Annotated in this window: 17 protein-coding genes and 1 other RNA gene; 5 read left to right on the top strand and 13 right to left on the bottom strand. The window is 72.0% G+C overall.

Going from position 1 to position 19,094, the window contains the following annotated elements:
- Positions 1-68: 68 nt before the first annotated feature.
- Together MTF69_RS00750 and MTF69_RS00745 are read right to left on the bottom strand one after the other, a co-directional pair.
- Positions 69-905: a hypothetical protein gene (locus MTF69_RS00750; RefSeq protein ID WP_243329568.1), complete on the bottom strand. Its 837-nt coding sequence runs from the start codon at positions 903-905 to the stop codon at positions 69-71.
- On the bottom strand, positions 902-1,678 hold the full coding sequence (locus MTF69_RS00745; protein WP_243329567.1) for a MerR family transcriptional regulator: 777 nt from the start codon (positions 1,676-1,678) through the stop codon (positions 902-904). The genes MTF69_RS00750 and MTF69_RS00745 overlap by 4 nt, the downstream gene beginning before the upstream one ends.
- Before the next feature lie 76 nt (positions 1,679-1,754).
- Between MTF69_RS00745 and rnpB the strand changes: the two genes are divergently transcribed.
- An RNA gene (gene rnpB / locus MTF69_RS00740) (RNase P RNA component class A) lies at positions 1,755-2,164 on the top strand.
- 63 nt (positions 2,165-2,227) lie between these two features.
- On the opposite strand, the gene MTF69_RS00735 is transcribed toward rnpB, so the two are convergent.
- The 5 genes from MTF69_RS00735 to MTF69_RS00715 form a co-directional block, all read right to left on the bottom strand.
- Positions 2,228-2,605, bottom strand: a complete 378-nt coding sequence (locus MTF69_RS00735) for a hypothetical protein (RefSeq protein WP_243329565.1) — start codon at positions 2,603-2,605, stop codon at positions 2,228-2,230.
- A gap of 201 nt (positions 2,606-2,806) precedes the next feature.
- On the bottom strand, positions 2,807-4,204 hold the full coding sequence (locus MTF69_RS00730) for a bifunctional RNase H/acid phosphatase (protein WP_243329563.1): 1,398 nt from the start codon (positions 4,202-4,204) through the stop codon (positions 2,807-2,809).
- A complete protein-coding gene (locus tag MTF69_RS00725; RefSeq protein ID WP_243330412.1) occupies positions 4,204-4,947 on the bottom strand; it encodes a zinc ribbon domain-containing protein in 744 nt (247 codons plus the stop codon). Before MTF69_RS00725 ends, MTF69_RS00730 begins: the two co-directional genes overlap by 1 nt.
- On the bottom strand, positions 4,944-5,813 hold the full coding sequence (locus MTF69_RS00720) for a Nif3-like dinuclear metal center hexameric protein (protein WP_243329561.1): 870 nt from the start codon (positions 5,811-5,813) through the stop codon (positions 4,944-4,946). Before MTF69_RS00720 ends, MTF69_RS00725 begins: the two co-directional genes overlap by 4 nt.
- A gap of 194 nt (positions 5,814-6,007) precedes the next feature.
- Positions 6,008-7,069, bottom strand: coding sequence for an ABC transporter substrate-binding protein (locus tag MTF69_RS00715; protein ID WP_243329551.1), 1,062 nt, complete (start codon positions 7,067-7,069; stop codon positions 6,008-6,010).
- A 519-nt stretch (positions 7,070-7,588) separates the two neighbouring features.
- Between MTF69_RS00715 and iscB the strand changes: the two genes are divergently transcribed.
- Positions 7,589-8,959 (top strand): RNA-guided endonuclease IscB, encoded by a 1,371-nt coding sequence (iscB, locus tag MTF69_RS00710; RefSeq protein WP_243330410.1) that lies wholly within the window; start codon positions 7,589-7,591, stop codon positions 8,957-8,959.
- Positions 8,960-9,062: 103 nt separating this feature from the next.
- A complete protein-coding gene (locus tag MTF69_RS00705) occupies positions 9,063-10,193 on the top strand; it encodes a hypothetical protein (protein WP_243329549.1) in 1,131 nt (376 codons plus the stop codon).
- Positions 10,194-10,287: 94 nt separating this feature from the next.
- Here MTF69_RS00705 and MTF69_RS00700 read toward each other — a convergent pair whose 3' ends face one another.
- The 3 genes from MTF69_RS00700 to MTF69_RS00690 form a co-directional block, all read right to left on the bottom strand.
- Positions 10,288-11,232 carry a 3-oxoacyl-ACP reductase gene (locus MTF69_RS00700; RefSeq protein ID WP_243329547.1) on the bottom strand — a complete coding sequence of 315 codons (945 nt, stop codon included), beginning with the start codon at positions 11,230-11,232 and terminating at the stop codon, positions 10,288-10,290.
- 24 nt (positions 11,233-11,256) lie between these two features.
- A complete protein-coding gene (locus MTF69_RS00695; RefSeq protein WP_243330408.1) occupies positions 11,257-12,333 on the bottom strand; it encodes a Zn-dependent alcohol dehydrogenase in 1,077 nt (358 codons plus the stop codon).
- A 95-nt stretch (positions 12,334-12,428) separates the two neighbouring features.
- Positions 12,429-13,301, bottom strand: coding sequence for a MaoC/PaaZ C-terminal domain-containing protein (locus tag MTF69_RS00690; RefSeq protein WP_243329544.1), 873 nt, complete (start codon positions 13,299-13,301; stop codon positions 12,429-12,431).
- A 327-nt stretch (positions 13,302-13,628) separates the two neighbouring features.
- Between MTF69_RS00690 and MTF69_RS42715 the strand changes: the two genes are divergently transcribed.
- Positions 13,629-14,006 carry a DNA-binding response regulator gene (locus tag MTF69_RS42715; RefSeq protein WP_279345259.1) on the top strand — a complete coding sequence of 126 codons (378 nt, stop codon included), beginning with the start codon at positions 13,629-13,631 and terminating at the stop codon, positions 14,004-14,006.
- A gap of 113 nt (positions 14,007-14,119) precedes the next feature.
- Here the strand turns inward: MTF69_RS42715 and MTF69_RS00680 are convergent, their stop codons facing one another.
- Positions 14,120-15,427: a cytochrome P450 gene (locus MTF69_RS00680; RefSeq protein ID WP_374321908.1), complete on the bottom strand. Its 1,308-nt coding sequence runs from the start codon at positions 15,425-15,427 to the stop codon at positions 14,120-14,122.
- A gap of 183 nt (positions 15,428-15,610) precedes the next feature.
- Between MTF69_RS00680 and MTF69_RS00675 the strand changes: the two genes are divergently transcribed.
- On the top strand, positions 15,611-16,741 hold the full coding sequence (locus MTF69_RS00675) for an amidohydrolase family protein (protein WP_243329543.1): 1,131 nt from the start codon (positions 15,611-15,613) through the stop codon (positions 16,739-16,741).
- Between the two features lie 48 nt (positions 16,742-16,789).
- Here the strand turns inward: MTF69_RS00675 and MTF69_RS00670 are convergent, their stop codons facing one another.
- The gene (locus MTF69_RS00670; RefSeq protein ID WP_243329541.1) at positions 16,790-17,746 is read right to left on the bottom strand and encodes a hypothetical protein; all 957 of its coding nucleotides are present in this window, start codon (positions 17,744-17,746) and stop codon (positions 16,790-16,792) included.
- A gap of 139 nt (positions 17,747-17,885) precedes the next feature.
- Positions 17,886-19,073, bottom strand: a complete 1,188-nt coding sequence (locus MTF69_RS00665; protein ID WP_243329538.1) for a beta-ketoacyl synthase N-terminal-like domain-containing protein — start codon at positions 19,071-19,073, stop codon at positions 17,886-17,888.
- Positions 19,074-19,094: the final 21 nt, after the last annotated feature.

The following is a 19,094-nucleotide window of genomic DNA, read 5'->3' as shown; positions in this document are numbered from 1 at the left end:
TTTTCGACAAGACAGGCGCGCCCCGGCTTGTCACGCTCGGCGCACACAGTCGCCACTGTGGCAGCCCGTCACGGGGGTGTGGGCTGCCGCAGTGCGTCGACCAGTGCGCGGGGCTCGTCGGCGTGGAAGCGGACGACGCGGGCCTCGGCGCGGGCGCCGAGCGGACGGCGGAAGGCGAGCGGCCGGACCAGCTCCACGGTGACCGTGGTCTGGCTGCCGACGATCAGGTCGAGCACCCCGTCCTCGGAGAGGGTGACGAGCCGTCCCTCGGGGTAGCGGCGGTCCACCCGGACCGAGGCCACCGCGTCCGGCGGGACGGCCAGGTCGAAGAGGGCCCCGTAGCGGATCCGCAGGGTCCCGTCGGGGCTCACGACGTGCGGCCGGGTGACGCAGGCGGCGTGCAGCCCGAGCATCAACAGCACCCCGTACACGTCGAGGACGAGCACCACCCGGTGGACGGCCGGCCAGGGGATCAGGAAGGCCAGCGCCACCGTCTCGATCAGCGACACGAACACCAGCCCGTACATCATGGCCGTCTGCGGTCCGGTGTACGCGGCGGCGTGGTCTCCGGGGCGCACCCCGTGCGGCGGCCGCCGCAGCGCCCACCGGGCCAGCGAGGCGGACGCGCGCAGCTCGTGGAGCACGAGGCGGCGTACGGTCGCGGGCACCACGGCCCGTACGGCCTCTCGGCGGGCCGTGCCCGGGTCGGCGCCGCGGGCACGGGCGGCGGCGTACAGGGAGTAGAGGACGCCGGCCTCCAGGAGGAGGACCCCCAGCACCACCACCTCGGCGACGGCGAGGACCCAGCCGGGCGGGCGCACCCCGGCCGCCACGCACACCACCAGTGCCAGCTCCATGGGGAGCACGGCGGCCACCCCGGTCCGTGCCGCGCGTATCGCGTTCATTCCCCGCCCCTTTTCGTGTGCGTGGCCCACGTGTCCGTGAAGGCTTCCATCACCCGGCGGACGACCTCCGCCTGCGCCGGGGCGTACTCGGCGAGCAGGGCCTCCAGGAAGCCCGGCACCGCCTGCGGCCCGCCGGCCCCCTCCGGCGTCGCCGTCGCCATCGCCGCGAACGCCTCGGCGGGCACCGCGGCCACCAGGTCCGCGGCGAGCGGCCCGATCCGGGGGTCGTCCCCGTCCGCGTCGGCGAGCTCGTCGAGCCGCTCGTACAGCGCGAGCACGGCCGGATCGGCGGCGACCGTCCCGAGCAGGGCGTAGAGCTCCTCCCCCACGGCGCCCGAGGCGTCCAGCAGGCTCAGGTGCTCGCGGTCGAGCGCGGCGGACGGCGAGGCCGTCGCGGGCGCCTTGGCGAGCAGCTCCGCGAGCGCGGGCGAGACCGGCTCGGCCTCCCCGGGCGGGGCGGCGAGCAGGACGGCCAGGCGCCGTCTGCGCTCGGCCAGTTCGGCCTGCTGGCGGGCGAGGTCGGCATCGAGCTCGGCCAGTACCTCGGCCAGCTCGCGCCCCGCGTCGTCCGCGAGCACGTCGCGCACCTCATCGAGGCTCAGCCCGAGCTCGGTCAGCCGGCGTACCCGGGCCAGCCGGACGGCGTCGCGCACGCTGTAGGCGCGATAGCCGTTGGGGCGCCGGTCCGGCTCGGGGAGCAGGCCGACGTGGTGGTAGTGCCGGATCGCCCGGGTGGTGACCCCGACGAGCGCGGCGATCTCTCCGATCCGCATGGGCCCAGTAGAAACCTTGCCGCTGCGTCAAGGTCAAGTGCTTACACGTTGCAGGTACCATGGTCGACACGGCAGACGAGTCGGCCGGGCGGCCGCGTCGGGATCCCCGGATCCCGCCGAGGAACGTCCGGGCTCCACAGGGCAGGGTGGTGGCTAACGGCCACCCGGGGTGACCCGCGGGACAGTGCCACAGAAAACAGACCGCCTGGGGCTTCGGCCCCCGGTAAGGGTGAAACGGTGGTGTAAGAGACCACCAGCGCCTGAGGCGACTCAGGCGGCTAGGTAAACCCCACCCGGAGCAAGGTCAAGAGGGTCCGGCCGTTTTCGGATGGCAGGACCTGCGCGAACGCTTGAGGGCTGCCCGCCCGAGTTCGCGGGTAGACCGCACGAGGCCGGCGGCAACGCCGGTCCTAGATGGATGGCCGTCTCCCCGGCGACCGCGAGGTCACCGGGTGACAGAACCCGGCGTACAGGCCGGCTCGTCTGCCGACGAACAGCCCCCGCTTTCCCGTTCGTTCGGGGCGGGGGCTTCGTCGTACCGGGTGGCGGTCAGGCCTCCCAGTGGGCCCCGTAGCGGGGCCGGTAGGGCTCGATGACCGTCTCGGGGTCGTGGAGCGCGGCGCGGCAGGCTGTACGGGCCCGTGCGCGCGAGGCGCGCTCCGCGAGGTTCGCGGCCACGGACGGGGACGCCGCGAAGGCGCAGCAGTACCGCCAGCTGTCGAAGGCGCGCCGGACCTCCCGCGGCCGCGGGCGCCTGCCTTCCTTCGCCGCGGTACGGAGCTCGGCGGCGGAGTAGCGCAGGGTGCGCAGGTCGACGCGGCGCCAGGGGCCGCTGTACGAACGCCGGCCCGGGGTGTCGCGCTCCGCGCGCCGCTGAACGGCGAACGGGGTGTGCGGGGCGGGAATGTGGTGGGCGGTGCGGGACAAGGAGAGCCTCCAGCCGCACCCCAGGGCCTTCCTGGGGGTGCTACCGGAAGCCGGACGGGTACGGCGGCACGGGCGGTCCCTCCTGCTGTCCTCGCGTGACCCCTTACTACCAGCCGGCGGTGCGCCGCGGCTCGGGGATTACGGCGAGGCCCCCCGCCCGGTCGGGGCGGGGGGCCTCGCCGTGCGGCCGGGCGCGGTGGCTCAGCGCAGGTGGGAGGTGTCGTTCAGGAGGCGGACCGAGGCGTTGCCGTCGGCGTAGTAGGCGACCGCCGACAGGGAGGCCGCCGAGAGCTCCATGCGGAACAGGGCCTCCGGCGGGGCGCCCAGCGCCAGCCGGACCAGGATCTTGACCGGGGTCACGTGCGAGACGAGGAGCACCGTGCGGCCCGCGTGTTCGGCGAGCAGCCGGTCCCTGGTCGCCGAAATGCGGCGGGTGGCCGAAGCGAAGCTTTCGCCGCCGCCCGTGGGGGCGGCCCTCGGGGAGTCCAGCCACGCCTGGAGGTCCTCGGGGTGGCGCTCGCGCGCCTCCGCGAAGGTCAGCCCCTCCCACGCGCCGAAGTCGACCTCGCGCAGGCCCTCTTCGACGGTGACGGTGAGCCCGAGCCGGTCGGCGACGGCCTGCGCGGTCTCCCGGCAGCGCCGCAGCGGGGAACTGATCACCGTCTCGATGGTGCCGCGCGCAGCGAGCGACTCCGCGACGGCGGCGGCCTGGCGGCGGCCCGCCTCGGAGAGCTCCGGATCGCTGCCGCCGCTGCCGGAGAACCGCTTCTGCGGGGTCAGCGCGGTCTCGCCGTGGCGGAGCAGCACGAAGGTGGCCGGGGTCCCCATGTCGGGTCCCCAGCCCTGTCCCGCCGCGGGGACGGGAGCGGCGCCGGTGGACGCAGCGGTGGCGGGCACGGCCGCGGCAGCCGTGTCCGGCCCGGAAGCCGGGGCCGGGGCCGGGGCTGCCGCCGGGTCGACGAGGTCGGCCGGGTCCCCGAACAGGGTGTCGGCGCCGGCCGGTGCGGAGCCGGCCCGCACACCCGCAGCCGAAGCCGCACGGGTCCGCGTACCACCGCCGGAGGCCAGCGCGGCCCGGACGGCCGCGGCACCCTTCGCTGCGTCACCCGGAGGGCCCTGCGGGGTCGCCAGAGTACGGGCCGCCGAGGCGTCCAGCACGGCCGATGAGTGGGACGGCTCCCACTGCTTGCCGCGCTTGCCCGCGTCCATCGCCTCGTTCGCGAGCCGGTCCGCGTGCTTGTTCCGCTCGCGCGGGATCCACTCGTACGTCACCTGGGCGCGCGGCATGACCTTCGCCGCCTGGGCCGCGAGCGGCTTCATGTCCGGGTGCTTGATCTTCCAGCGGCCCGACATCTGCTCGACGACGAGCTTGGAGTCCATGCGTACGAGGACCACCGCGTCCGGGTCCAGCTCGCGGGCGGCCTTCAGCCCGGCGATGAGGCCCTTGTACTCGGCCACGTTGTTCGTCGCGACGCCGATGTACTCCGCGCGCTCGGCCAGCGTCTCGCCCGTCACCGGGTCGAGGACGACGGAGCCGTATCCGGCGGGCCCCGGGTTGCCCCGGGAGCCGCCGTCGGCTTCCACAACGAACCGCGGCATCAGATGCCCGAGTCGGCCATGCGGACCAGGATGCGGCCGCAGCTCTCGTGCCGGACGATCTGGTCGCGGGCGGCGGCCTTGATCTCGTTGACCTCGGCGAGGTCGAGCTCCAGGCGGCAGCCCTCGCAGCGGCGCTGCGACAGGCGGGCGGCGCCGACGCCGCCCTGCTTCACGCGGATCTTCTCGTACAGGGCGATCAGCGCGGCCGGCATCGTGGTGACGATGACCTCGCGGTCCTTGGCGATGCCCGCGACCTCGGCGTCGATCTCGCCGGTGGCGGCGTCGCGGCGCGCGGTGGCGTCGACGAGCTTGGCCTCCAGGGAGGCGACCCGGTCGGTGAGCTCGGTGACGCGCTCCTGCGCACCCTCCAGGCGCTCCATGACCTCCAGGACCACGTCCTCCAGGTCGCCCTGGCGCTTGGCGAGGGAGACGACCTCGCTCTGCAAGTTGGCCAGGTCGCGGGCGGAGATGCCCACGCCGGTGTCCAGGCGGGCCTGGTCGCGGGCGGCGCGCTGGCGCACCTGGTCCACGTCCTGCTCGGCCTTGGTCTGCTCGCGGGCGGCGTCGGTGGCCTGCGTCTGGGCGGCGACGAGGAAGTCGCGCTGCTGGGCCAGGTCGCTGGTCAGCGAGTCGACCTCGGCGTGCTCGGGGAGCATCTTGCGCTTGTGGGTCAGCTGAGACAGCCGGACGTCCAGGGCCTGGACGTCGAGAAGTCGGATCTGGTCGGCGGGCTCGGCGTTCAGTTGGGGGCTCCAGGGAGAGAAGGGGAGATCGAAGGGGATGTCACGGACGGCGCGTGCGCCGTCCACGGGTCGGTGGCCGTGCGCGAGACGTGGGTCCGCAGACCCCAGCCGTTGCGCTCGGAGATGGCGTCGAGCTGGGCCGCGGCCTGCTCGCACCAGGGCCATTCGGTGGCCCAGTGGGCGGCGTCGACGAGGGCGAGCGGGCTCTGCTCGCGGGCCTCGGACACCGGGTGGTGGCGCAGGTCGGAGGTGACGTACGCGTCGACGTCGGCGGCCCGGACCTGCGCGAAGAGGCTGTCGCCGGAGCCGCCGCTGACGGCGACCCGGCGGATCATCGCGTCGGGGTCACCGGCCACCCGGATGCCCTGGGCGGTCGGCTGGAGCCAGGCGGCGACGCGCGCGGTGAACTCGCGCAGCGTCTCGGGGCGGTCCAGCTCGCAGAGCCGGCCCAGGCCCCGGCGGCCGGCGGGGTCGCTCGGGTCGGGGACCAGCGGGCCGGTGACGCGCAGGTCGAGGGCGCCGGCGAGGGCGTCGGAGACGCCCGGGTCGGCGGTGTCGGCGTTGGTGTGGGCGACGTGCAGCGCGATGTCGTTCTTGATCAGCGTGTGCACGGCCCGGCCCTTGAAGGTGCCGGCGGCGACGGTGGTGGTGCCCCGCAGGTAGAGGGGGTGGTGGGTGACGAGCAGGTCGGCGCCCAGCTTCACCGCTTCGTCGACGATCTCCTGGACGGGGTCGACGGCGAACAGGACCCGGGAGACCTCGGCGTCGGGGTCGCCGCAGACGGTGCCGACGGCGTCCCACTCCTCGGCCCGCGAGGGGGGCCACAGAGCGTCCAGCGCGGCGATGACTTCAGAGAGACGGGGCACAGGCCAAGGCTACCGTCCGGGCCGACCATCCTGGTCAGGACTGCCCCCCCTATGAACCAAGCCCATCCCGGACCACGGAGCGCACCCCACCCCTGCGTCACCACCCATGTGCGCGAGTGCGGCATCCGACCGGTCGGGGAGCCGCCGCCCTGGAGCGCAGCCGAGGTCCGCCTCCACACAGAAGGCGAGCATCATCAATTGACCAGGAAGCCGCGCAGGTCGTCGAGGACCTTGTCGGCGGCGGTCACGCCGAGGCCCAGGTACCAGGTCTCGTCCGGGACGTCCTTGGCCTGACCCTGCTTCACGGCCTCCAGGCCCTTCCACAGCGGGTTGGCTTCAGCGGAGTCGCGCTTGGTCTTGTCCTTGGCCCCGTAGACGCCGGTGAAGATCCAGTCGGCGGCGGCCTCGTCCATGCGCTCCGGGCTGACCTCCACCGCGAGGTCCTCGGCCTGCTGGTTCTGCGGGCGCGGGATGCCGGAGTCCTTCAGGATCGTGCCGATGAAGGAGGCGCCGGCGTACAGCCGGGTCTTGCCCGGCATGTAGCGCAGCATCGTGACGGTCGGCTTCTTCTCGCCGAGGTCCGCGCCGAGCTTCGCCGCCTTGGCCTGGTAGGCGTCGAGCTTGGCCTTGGCCTCGGCGGTCTTGTCGAGGGCGGCGGCGTTCAGGAGGTAGTTCTCCTTCCACGGGAAGCCCGGGCGGATGGAGAAGACGGTCGGGGCGATCTTCGAGAGCGCGGCGTACTTGTCCGCGGAGCGGAGCTGGCTGCCGAGGATCAGGTCGGGCTTCAGGGCGTTGATCGCCTCGAGGTTGAGGTTGTTGATGGTGCCGACGGACTTCGGCTCTCCCGCGTCCTTCTTCAGGTACGCGGGGATGCCCTCGTCGCCCTCGGTGGGCGCGTAGCCGACGGGCCGCATGCCGAGCGAGACGACGTTGTCGAGCTCGCCGACGTCGAGGACGACGACCCGCTTGGGCGCGGCCTTGAGCTCGGTGGAGCCCATGGCGTGGGTGACCGTGCGCGGGAACTGCCCCGCCGCCGCGGTGGTCCCGAAGGCCGCCGTCTTCTTCGCCGCGTCGGAGAAGTCCTTGCCGCCCTGGGCGGCGGCCTTCTTCTCGGTGCCTCCGGCCGGGGCCTCCTTGCCCGTCTTCGCGGCCTTGTCGTCCTGGCCTGCGCAGGCGGTGAGGACGAGTGCGGCGGCAGCGGCCAGGGCGACGGCGGCGACGGAGCCACCTCGGGGCGTGCGGCGTCGGAGGGACATGGGACGTCTCCTGAGGATGGGGAACGGGCGAAAGGCTGAAAGATCTGCAAAAGCGGGTTAGGTGTACCTAACCCGCCCCCTCACCCTAAACGCCCCGATATCGCACAGCACAATCGCCTCCCCCTCCTCAGCCGAATCGTCACTCCGCCACCCGTACGTGTGAAGCGGGGATTGTCCCGTTGTCCGGCGGGGAGCGGGATCACTACGTTCCTCGGCGGAGGAAACGGGATCCTCTACCTTCCTCGGCGGAGGTAACGGGATCTTCCTCCTGAGGGAGGGGGCTGTCAGCAGCTGCCGTTACCAGCACCAGCCAACAACGCACATTGGAGGTGAACGAAGTTGGCTACGTTCCACGTAGGCGAGAAGACCCACCAGTCCGTGCTTCCTCAGCGGGCTGCTCTGGAATTCGAGTCAGTAGACACCCCCCGGATCGGGGACGAAACGGGACTCGAACACCGTGCTCGTGCGGTAACCGGCGTGGAACATGTGCGAGGGGAGACCACCGATGCTTCACCTGGCATCGATGGCGTCACCCCCAACCATCAGGTTGGGGAGAAGGCCCGTGAGGGCCACCCTTTCGTCTTCGTTCTGGACACGAACAGCACACCGCTCCAACCCACCACACCCGCAAGGGCGCGCAAGCTCCTCCATCAGGACCGGGCCGTCGTGGCCCGACACACCCCGTTCGCGATCCGGCTGAAGGACCGCACCGTCGGCCAGTCGCAGGTGGACGGTGTGGAACTCGGGATCGATCCGGGTGCGAAGCACACCGGTATCGCTGTCTTCACCACGAAGGACGGTGAGCGCCGTGGCCTGTACGCGGTCGAGCTCACCCACCGGGGCTGCCGGATCCGGGACAAACTCACCGCTCGTTCCGCCTACCGGCGTGGCAGGCGATCACGCAACCTGCGCTACCGCGCGCCCCGCTTCTCCAACCGCACCCGCCCCAAGGGGTGGCTCGCCCCGTCGTTGCGTCACCGTGTGGACACCACCATGTCGTGGACCGCCCGGCTCGCACGCTGGGCACCCGTCCGCGCGGTGCACGTCGAGCGCGTCGCGTTCGACGTGCACACCATGTCCCACGGCGGACCGTTGGAGGGGACCGAGTACCAACACGGCACCCTGCACGGCACAGAAGCCCGCCAATACCTCCTCGCCAAGTGGGAGAGGGCCTGCGCCTACTGCGGTGCCACAGGGGTCCCCCTCAACATCGACCACATCCAGCCCCGCTCGCGCGGCGGCAGCGACCGCGTCTCCAACCTGTGCACCGCCTGCGTCCCCTGCAACGAGAAGAAGTCCAACCGGGAGGTCGAAGAGTTCCTCAAGGACTCCCCGCACCTGTTGACCCAGATCCTTGCCCAGGCCAAAACCCCCTTGCGGGACGGGGCGGCCGTCAACACCACCCGCTGGGCCCTGTGGCATGCACTCGATGGCGCTTTCCCCTCGGTGCGTGCTGCATCAGGTGGCCGTACGAAATGGAACCGGCAGCGAACCGGCCTGCCCAAAACCCACACCCTCGACGCACTGTGCGTTGGTGAACTCGACACCGTCACCCGTACGCCGGTCACGGTCCTCGCGGTCGCCGCGACCGGGCGCGGCACCTACACGCGCACCTGCCCCGACAAGTACGGCTTCCCCCGCCTCCGCCTGCCCAGGCAGAAGCAGTTCTTCGGCTACCAGACCGGAGACCTCGCCCGCGCCGTCGTCCCCACAGGCAAGTGGACCGGCACCCACACTGGTCGCGTCGCCGTCCGCGCCAGCGGCAAGTTCAACATCAAAACCGCCTACGGCCTCATCCAGAGCATCCGCCACAAACACTTCCGCCTCCTCCAACGAGCCGACGGCTACGCCTACACCACCCGGCTCGAAGGGCCCACCGGCACCACATGACCGTCACCGACAAACCGAAGAGACCTCCGGCGCTCCTCGCTTCTGCCCCCAAGGATTCGCTTCCTCCCCCAGCCAAAGCAGGGGTATCCACGAAAGAAGTCCGATGACTGCTGGCTGTGTCCTCGAGACGACCGCAACCCCGTTCACCATCGCCGCGGACGGGTCCTACGCCGCCCGGCTGGCCGGGGAGGGCGAAGCCCGCTATCCGGAGCGCTGGACGCTGACCGGTCCCGAGCCGTACGCGGTGCCCCTGCCCCTCGCGCAGCCCGAGGAGGCCGACAGCGAGGTGCTGCCGCTGGCCGACGGGCGGGTGCTGATCCACCGTCGGGTCGCGGAGCGGCACGGCTTCGCGCTGCTGTACCCGACGGGCGGGGGCGATGGGGGCGCCGGGCCCCGGACCGGGGAGCTGCAGCTCGGCGCGATCCCGGCGGCCGACGGCGTACGGGTCACCCTGCTGCCCCCGTCCCCGGACGGGCACGGGGCCTTCGCCCTGGCCGTGGAGGCCACCTCGACCACGGTCTGGCAGGTGGCCGGGGTCCCCTTCGGGCCGGAGCGGGTCGCCCGGATCCCGGGGCGCTGCTCGGGCGGGGTCTGGCTGGACCGGACGGGCCGGCTGCTGGCGCTGGACCGCGAACTGGACGGCCCGGGCGGGCCGGTGACCAAGGCGGTGGCCGTGGACCTGCGGCGCGCCGGGGAGGTCTCGCCGCTGCTCCAGATCGCGGAGGCCAGCAACGACCGGCTGCTGCTGGCCGACCCCGACAGCGGGCTGCTGCTGATCCGCTCGGACGCGCCGGGCGAACCCCGGCTCGGCTGGGGGGTCCTGGGCAGCGCCCGCCCCGTGCGCTTCCCGGAGTGCCTGCGGGCCGTCGGGGCCACGGCGACGCCCTTCGCGGTGCAGCCGGGGCAGGTGCTGATGCCGGAGAGCTGCGGGGTCGCCCTGCGGGTGGACGAGGCCGGCGACGGTTACGGCGGCTCCGTGGCCGGGCTGGCCCTGTGGCGCCCCGTCGACCGGCACGTGTTCCGGCTCGGCGCCCCGGCCGGCTGGCTCGGCGGAACGGGCCGCTGGACCCCGGAGGGCCGCCTGCACCTCCCGTACGCCACCCCCGAGGTCCCGTGCGGCCTCCTGGGCATGACCCTCCCGGTCTCCCCGCCCCCGCCGATCCGCCTGGACCCCATCCCCCTCCCCCCGGCCCCCGCCCGGCCGGTCCCCTTGCAGCAGGCTCCGCTGGGGTGAACGACGACGCCGGGCCCGGGGTGGGAACCCCGGGCCCGGCGTCTGCGTGCGTGCGTATGTGCGTGCGGGCGTGCGTGCGGATCCCTCGTACCCGTCAGCCGTCGTGCTTCAGGCCGAGGACTTCCGCTGCCGCGAAGGTTTCGTTCGGGGGGCGGGAGTCGTAGTGGGGGGTGAGGAGCCCGTCGAGTTCCTCGTAGGAGAAGGACTCCTTGGTGGTGTCGAACTTCGCCGCCACCTTGGGGCGTTCCATGACGACCACGATGCCGCCGTGGACCACGAACAGCTGCCCGTTGGCCTTCGCCGAGGCCGGGGAGGCCAGGTAGCCGACCAGCGGGGAGACGTGCTCGGGGGCGAGGGCGTCGAGCTTGCCCTCCTCCGGGACCTGGAAGCCCGCGAAGACGTCCTCCGTCATCCGGGTACGGGCGCGCGGGCAGATGGCGTTGGCCGTCACCCCGTACTTGGCCAGGGCCAGGGCGGTGGACGTGGTCAGGCCCACGATGCCGCCCTTGGCCGCCGCGTAGTTGGGCTGACCGGCCGAGCCGCCGAGGAAGGCCTCGGAGGAGGTGTTGATGATCCGGCCGTAGACCGGTCCGCCGGCGGCCTTGGAGCGTTCGCGCCAGTGCACGGACGCGAAGTGGGTCGTGTTGAAGTGGCCCTTGAGGTGCACCCGGATGACCGAGTCCCACTCCGGCTCCGACATCGAGAAGACCATCCGGTCGCGCAGGATGCCCGCGTTGTTGACCAGGATGTCGAGCTTGCCGAAGCTGCGAGTCGCCAGCTCGACCAGCTCGCGCGCCTGCTCGAAGTCGGCCACGTCGCCCAGGTGCGCCACCGCCTGTCCGCCCGCGGCCCGGATCTCCGCCGCGACCTCCTCCGCCGGGGCGGCCGAGGCCTCGCCGGAGCCGTCGCGGCCGGGCTGCCCGAAGTCGTTGACGACCACGCTCGCGCCGAGCCGGGCGAGTTCGATCGCCTCGGACCGGCCGAGGCCGCGGCCCGCCCCGGTGACGATGGCGACGAGTCCCTCAAGTGGCAGTGACATCCGTACGGTTCCTCTCGAAACGGGTCAGAGTTCGATGCAGGTGCGCAGGGCCACGCCCGTACGCATCTGGTCGAGCGCGTCGTTGATCTCGGCGAGCTGCACGCGGTGCGTGATCAGGCCCGCCAGGTCCACCCGGCCGGCCCGCCACAGCGCGATGGTGCGCTCGTAGGAGCGGAGCACGTCGCCGCCTCCGTACATCGACGGCAGGATCTTCTTCTCGTCGAAGAAGAGGGAGAACATGTTGATCGAGTAGTTGTCGTCGAGCGCGCCGGCGCCGACCACGACGACGGAGCCGCCGCGGCGGGTCATGTCGTAGGCGGTCTTGGTGGTGGCGGACTTGCCGACGACCTCGAAGACGTAGTCGAAGCCCTCGCCCGCGGTGATCCGGTTCTTGGCGTCGGCGAACTCCTCCGGGGAGACCGCCTCGGTGGCGCCGAAGCGCAGTGCGGCCTCGCGCCGGGAGGCGACCGGGTCGACGGCGATGATCTGGGCAGCGCCCTGGACCTTCGCGCCCTGGATGACGGAGATGCCGACGCCGCCGCAGCCGATGACGGCGACCGAGGAACCGGCCTCCACCTTGGCGGTGTTGATGGCGGCGCCGAGTCCGGTGGTGACTCCGCAGCCGATGAGGGCGGCGATGTCGAAGGGCACGTCGTCGGGGATCGGTACGGCGCAGCCCGCCGGGACCACCATCTCCTCGGCGAAGGTGCCGGTGCCGGCGAAGCCGAAGATGCTGCTGTCGCCGCGCTGGAAGTTGGGGGTGGCCACGTTGCCGAAGGCCTCCAGGCACAGGTGGCCCTGGCCGCGCTTGCAGGAGGGACAGTGCCCGCAGGGCGGGAGCCAGCAGACCAGGACCCGGTCGCCGATCTTGTGGCTGGTGACCCCGTCACCGACGTCGGTGATCACGCCGGAGCCCTCGTGGCCCGGGATGAAGGGGGCGGGCTGCGGGAGGACGCCGCTCATCGCGGAGAGGTCGGAGTGGCACAGGCCGGTGGCCTTGACGCGGATCTTGACCTTGCCGGGGCCGAAGCCCACGGCCTGCATGTCCTCGACGACTTCGAGCTTGTCCTGGCCTATCTCGCTCTGGAGTGCTGCGCGCACGGTGCGGCTCCTTCTGTGGGTGTGCGGGGCTTCTCGCGTACTTCGGCTGCGGCGGCGGCTGGGGCTGCTGCGGCTGCTGCGGCTGCTGCGGCTGCTCAGCCGTGTTCGACGACGGTGTCGGCGAGGACCGGGGCGTCGTCCCGGTCTGCGGCGCTCACCGTGACGAGGACCCGGCCGGGCTCCTGCCACATCCGGATCCGCAGGGTCTCGCCGGGGAAGACGATCCCGGCGAAGCGGGTGCGGTAGGCGCGGACGCGGGACACGTCGCCGTCGAGGACGGTGTCGACCACGGCCTTCAGGGTCATCCCGTACGAGCACAGGCCGTGCAGGATCGGCTGGTCGAAGCCGGCCATCTTGGCGAACTCGGGGTCCGCGTGGAGCGGGTTCCAGTCTCCGGAGAGGCGGTACAGCAGGGCCTGCTCCTCGCGGATCTTGCGCTCCTCCACCCGGTCGGGCGCCCGCTCGGGCTGCTCGGCCTTGACGGACGGGCCGCGGTCGCCGCCGAAGCCGCCCTCGCCGCGTACGAAGATCGACGCGTCGGAGGTCCACAGCGGCCCGTCGGCGTCCGCGACCTCGGTGCGCAGGACGATCACCGCCGCCTTGCCCTTGTCGTAGACCGCGGCGACCTTGGCGGTGGAGGCGGCCTGCCCCTTGACCGGGATGGGCCGGTGCAGCTCGATGGACTGGCTGCCGTGCAGCACGTTGGCGAGGTTGACCTCGATGCCGGGGGCGGCGAGGCCGCCCATCATGGCCATGCCGGCGCCCGCGACGGTCGCGAAGCTGGGGAGCACGTGGAGCTTGGACTCCAGGGTGTAGCGCAGCTCGTCGGGGTCGGTGGCGGCCCCGGGGTTGTTCGGGGAGGTCCCCGCGCCGAGTCCGAGGTGGTAGAGCTGGATGTCCTTGTGGTCCCAGGCGATGTTCCCCCGGCGGGGTTCTGCGGCGAGGGCCTTGGCGGCATCGATCGGCATGGGCGTGCTGCTCCCTGTGTTGGAAACACCGTCTTTGGGGCACCGGCTGTGTGGCGGGCACCGGCTTGTGAGGCACCGGTCGTAGGGCACCGACTGCGCAAGCGCGGTGCCCTGGAAGACCTCGGCGCGGCCGTCCGCACCGTCGGCCGCACCGAGGTCGTATGCGGGACCGGCGCTCTAGAACGCGTTCTAGGTTGCCGGTGAAGGAATGTATAACGCACGCCCCAGCACTTGGGAAGACTCCTGACTCTCTGTCAGACACACTTCTCCCGCGGCGCGTTACGCTGGTACGGGACACTTCGCCCCTACCCTGACCGGGTGGACGATATGCCCGTTTCCCAGCGCCCTGCCCGATCCCTGCGGGTACTCCTGGACCCGCCGAACCCGGCCCTGGCGGTCCTCCTCGGCCTCCAGCCGGACATCGAGGTCGTGGCTTCGGCGCTGGCCCGCCCGGCGGTGGCGCTGACGGAGTCGGTGGACCGCGTCCGCGTGCTCCTGGCGGAGGATCCGGAATGCCGGATCCTGGTGATGACGGGCTCCGCCCATCCCGGCCTGGCGGAGGCCGCACTCGCCGCCGGCGCGGCGGGCCTGGTCCTGCGGGACGGCCCGGTCGAGGACCTCGCGGACGCCATCCGCCGCGCCTCCCGGGGGGAGTCGGTGGTCGACCCGGCGCTGGAGGCCCCACAGGCGCCGCACGCCCCGTAGGCCCCGTAGGCCCCGTAGGCCCCGTAGGCCCCACCGGGCATGCGTCCGCCCTGCGGATCCTTCCGGAGGATCCGCAGGGCGGGCGGGGTGCGGCAGCGGTGCGAAGGGCCGGCTCAGCCGGAGGCGGCCGCCGTCCAGTCGTCGACCGTCCGCGACGGGTCCAGCGCGATCGGAAGCCGCTCCAACCCGCGGAACGCGGGGAACGGCCCCTTGAGCCACTCCTCCTCGCCCGCCCCCGGCGTCGCCAGGACCATGTCGGGGAACCGGTCGAACAGGCTCGTCAGAGCGGTCTCCAGCTCCATGCGGGCGAGCGGGGCGCCGAGGCAGTAGTGGGGTCCGTGGCCGAAGCCGAGGTGGGTGCTCTGCAGTCCCTCCCGCGTCACGTCCAGGGTGTCCGGTGCGGGGAACTTCTCCGGATCGCGGTTCGCCGAGGCGATCGCGATCTGTACGAGAGAACCCTTGGGGATGAGGGTTCCCCCGATTTCCATGTCCTCGATGGCGTACCGGAACGTGGAGGTCTCCACCGAGCCTTCGAACCGGACGAGCTCATCGATCGCGTGGGGCAGGAGGTCCCGGTCCTCCTTGAGGAGGTGGAGCTGATCGGGGTGCGTCAGCAGGTCGAAGACGGCGTTCCCGATCTGGTAGGTGGTGGTCTTGTGCCCGGCGAAGAGCAGCACCCAGATCATCGACACGAGTTCCTCGTCGGTCAGGGACCCCCCGTCGTGATCCGCTTCGATCAGCACACTGAGGAAGTCCTCCGAGGGGCGCGCGCGCTCGCGGGCGATGAGGCCGGTGAAGTAGGTCCGCAGCCAATTCTCGGCCGCGGCCAGGTCACTCGCCATGTCCTTGCTGAACCGGGCGCGCGTCACGTTGCCGAACCACTTCAGGACGTCCGTGCGCTCGTCTCCGACGATTCCGAGCAGTTCACAGATGACCATGATGGGAAGCGGAAGGGCGAACGACGCCATCAGGTCGACGGGAGAGTCCGTCGGGCACCGGTCCAGCAGTTCGTCGGCGATCTCCTGGATGCGCGGGCGCAGGTCTTTGACGTGGCGCGGCGTGAAGGCCTTGTTGGCGATCTGGCGCAGCCGGGTGTGCCGAGCGCCGTCGGCGAAGAGCAGGTTGTCGTCGAGCGCCTCGCAGGTGTCCCCGAAGACGGCGTGGTAAAGGTCGGGGCGCTCGTGCATGTCCTTTCCGATGCGTGGATCCGAAAGCACCCGCAGGGCATCGTCGTACCGGGTGATCAGGTACGTCGCCACCCCGTTCCGCGTCGTCAACCGGGCGACGGGGGCCTGCTCGCGCAGTGACTGATAGACCGGATAAGGGCACGTTCGGTACTCCGGCGTGCCCATGGACACGGCTGCCACGGCTTTGTCGACCGGGAGGCCGTCACTCACTGCCACTGCGGGTTCGGTCGTCACGGGCTCAGACCTCTCGTGGGGCTCGACTGTCCAGCCACCTCACTCCCTCGGCCCGTGGACCAAAAAACGCCGAAAAACACGGATTACCCCGTTCGGGCCCGAAACTACGCCCGCCTGAGCGGATCGGCCGGGTCCCCGACCTGTCCCGCGAACACCCGCGCGGACCCGCCATAAGGTCCCCCCATGCCGGACATCGCAGACCTCACCCCGCCGGACGACGGCAGTCGCCACCGGATCGACGTCCACCACCACTTCTGCGCCCCCCAGTGGCTGGAATGGGCCGAGGGCCAGGGCCTGGTGAACCGGAAGGCCCTGCCGCCGTGGGCGCACTGGGACTCCGCGGCGGCCCTGGACCTGATGGACCGGACGGGGATCGCCACCGCCGTCCTCAAGCCGATGCTGCCGGCGCGCTACGCGACGTCCGCGCAGCTGCGCGAGGCCACGGCCATCACCCTGCGGGCGGCGGCGGAGGTGGCGGACGCGCATCCGGGCCGCTTCGCGTTCCACGCCCCGCTGTTCCTCGACGACCCGGAGGTCTCGCGCTGGGCGCTGCGGCGCGGGCTCGACGAGCTGGGGGCGGTGGGGGTGAACATCACGGCGAACTACGGGGGCGTCTACCTGGGCGACCCCTCCTACGACCCGCTCTTCGCCGAACTCGACGAGCGGTCCGCCGTCGTGGACACCCATCCGCACAACCTGCCGGGCCCTGGCGGGGGCGCGGGGGCAGGCGGGGGGCCGGGGCCGGGTGCGGGCGGCGGGGCGGACGCAGTCCGCGGGCAGGGCACGGGCGGCGGGCCGCGGGCAGGCGGCGGGCCGGGGGCCGTGGCTGTGCCGGGGATCCCGAACTTCCTGTGCGACTTCCTGCTGGACACGACGCGGGCAGCGGTGAACATGATCCACAAGCGCACCCTGGACCGGTTCCCGAACCTGTCGGTGATCCTGCCGCACGCGGGCGGCTTCCTCCCGCACATCGCCACCCGCGTACAGGCCTTCGCGGGTGCGCTGACGCCGCCCGTCGACCCGGCGATGGTCCGCGACCACCTGCGCCGCTTCTACTACGACACGGCCGGGCCCATGTCCCCTGCGGGCACCCTGCTGGCGATGGCGGCGCCCGACCGGATCCTCTTCGGCAGCGACTGGCCGGCGTGCCCTGCGGAGATGGTCACGGACATCGCCCTGCCTGCGCTGGCGGGCGACCCGGCGCTGACGCCGGCGCACCACCGGGCGATCAACCGCGACAACGCGCTGCGCCTGATGCCGGCCCTGGCCGCCCCCTTGAGCCCGGCACCGGCCCCGGCACCGGCTCGCGCCTGAGGCAACCCGTACCGGGGAGCGGGGAACCCGCTCCCCGGTACGTCGCGGCTACTTCGGCACGACTACGACGGCATTGCTGACCCTGCGTTGGGTGGGGCCGCTCGCGGTCCAGCTGTCCATGGGACGGTTGTAGAGGACGTCGTCTCGGCGCTCGGTGCCGATCCCGCCGCAGCCGCGGTTCCGGCCGGGCACGCGGTTGATGCCGTCAATCTGGTGGATCTGGCCGTCGGCCGCGGTCACCTGGGTCTTGGAGGAGACCTCGTCGACGCGGACGCGGGCTCCCGGGCCCTCCAGGAGCAGGGCGGTGCGGCCGTTGTTGGGCTCGCTCACGAGGTCGCCGTCATTGACGTGCAGGCCCTCGGGATCGCCGTCGAAGAGCAAGGCGTCCTTGTTGTCCAACGGTTCGACTTCGAACTCGGAGGCGTTGACCGCGACCAGGGCGCCGGCCGCCGCGGCCATGTCGCGGACCGTCTCCCCCTTCCTGACGTCCTGTCCGTGTACGGCCTTGAAGGCGACGTTCGCGGTGGGATCCACCTTGACGACCCGCACCTCCCACGGCCCGGTGGTGTCGGCGCCGTCCTGGCCCGTGTAGACGGTGCGGGCGGAGTAACCGGCGGACTGCAGGAAGCCCTTCAGCTGGGTCGCACCGGCCTGCTCCTCGGGGCCGAACCGCCCGACGCGCACTTTGTGCTCGGACATGGTTCTGCCGACCGGCCAGGTGTCGTCGAACTGCTTCAGGACGGGAACCTGCCGGGAGTCGACGCGGCCCGCGAACCCCTTCTTCTCCAGGCCCACGAGCACGTTGGCGGCGTTCGACCTTTCGACGACCTGCCACTTCATCGTGTCGTCTTCCTTGATCTGCACCTCGACCGACCACAGGTCGGACGACACGTGGCCCTGGCTGTACTTCTGGTACGTGACCCCGGGCGCCAGGGTTTGGAGCTCACCCGGCGTGGCCTCCAGCTCGGCGGGGCCCAGCGGCATGTGCACCGCGGGGAGGGTCACGTCCTCTGCGACGGATTCTGGACAAGATGCTCCTCAGATGGGTGAAACCGTTCTGAGGAGGGGGGCGGACGCACCGGTGCGGCCCTCGGAACTGGCCAGGTCGGAGTACGAGGGCCGCACCGGAGCACCCGCCGGGGGGCTACTTGCGCAGGAGGGTCACCACCGCCGCGCCGCCCAGGCCGATGTTGTGGGCGAGGCCGACCCTGGCTCCGGGGACCTGGCGGGGGCCCGCGGTGCCGCGGAGCTGCCAGACGAGTTCGGCCGCCTGCGCCAGGCCCGTCGCGCCCAGGGGGTGGCCCTTGGAGATGAGGCCGCCCGAGGGGTTCACCACCCAGCGGCCGCCGTACGTCGTCGCGCCCGACTCCACCAGTTCCCCGGCGCCGCCGTCCTCGCACATGCCCAGCGCCTCGTACGTCAGCAGCTCGTTGATCGAGAAGCAGTCGTGCAGCTCGATGACGTCCACGTCCCCGATCGCGAGCCCGGACGCCGCGAACACCGCCCGGCCCGCCGCCGCCGTCATCGGCTTGCCGACCACGTCGATGCAGGAGCCGGAGGCGAAGGACGCCTCCGTGTCCGTGGTCATGGACTGGGCGACGATCTCCACCGCCCGGTCGCCGAGGCCGTGCTGTTCCACGAAGCGTTCCGATACGACGACCGCGGCCGCCGCCCCGTCCGAGGTCGGCGAGCACTGGAGCTTCGTCAGCGGCTCGTGGATCGTCTTGGCGGCGAGGATCTCCTCCACCGTGTACACGTCCTGGAACTGCGCGTTCGGATTGTTCGCCGAGTGCCGGTGGTTCTTCGCCCCGACCGCCGCCAGCTGCGCGGCCGTGGTCCCGTAGAGCTTCATGTGCTCCCGCGCCGCGTTCCCGAAGATCTGTGCGGTCGGCGGGGACATCTCGAAGCCGTGGCCGGAGGCCATGATCGTGTAGTGGCGGGCGACCGGGGAAATCTTGAAGTCCCCGCCGTCCGCGCCCCCGCCCAGCGCGCCGCGCTTCATCTTCTCGAAGCCCAGCGCCAGCACGCAGTCGTTGATCCCGCCCTCCACGAACTGCCGCGCCATCATCAGCGCCGTCGAGCCCGTCGCGCAGTTGTTGTTGACGTTGTAGACGGGGACCCCGCTCAGTCCCAGCTCGTACGCGGCCCGCTGGCCGGCCGTGGAGGCCTGGAAGCAGTAGCCCACCGGCACCTGCTCGACCAGCCCGTAGTCGATGCCCGCGTCCGCCAGCGCCGCGTCGCCGGCCTCCTTCGCCATGTCCCAGTACTGCCAGTCCCTCGACTCCGGCTTCTCGAACTTGGTCATGCCGACGCCCACGATGTACGACTTCATGTGTGTCCCCACTGCCCTTCA

It is taken from the genome of Streptomyces sp. AP-93, assembly GCF_022808175.1.
Lineage (GTDB): Bacteria > Actinomycetota > Actinomycetes > Streptomycetales > Streptomycetaceae > Streptomyces.
This window is presented reverse-complemented; position numbering and strand designations above follow the sequence as displayed.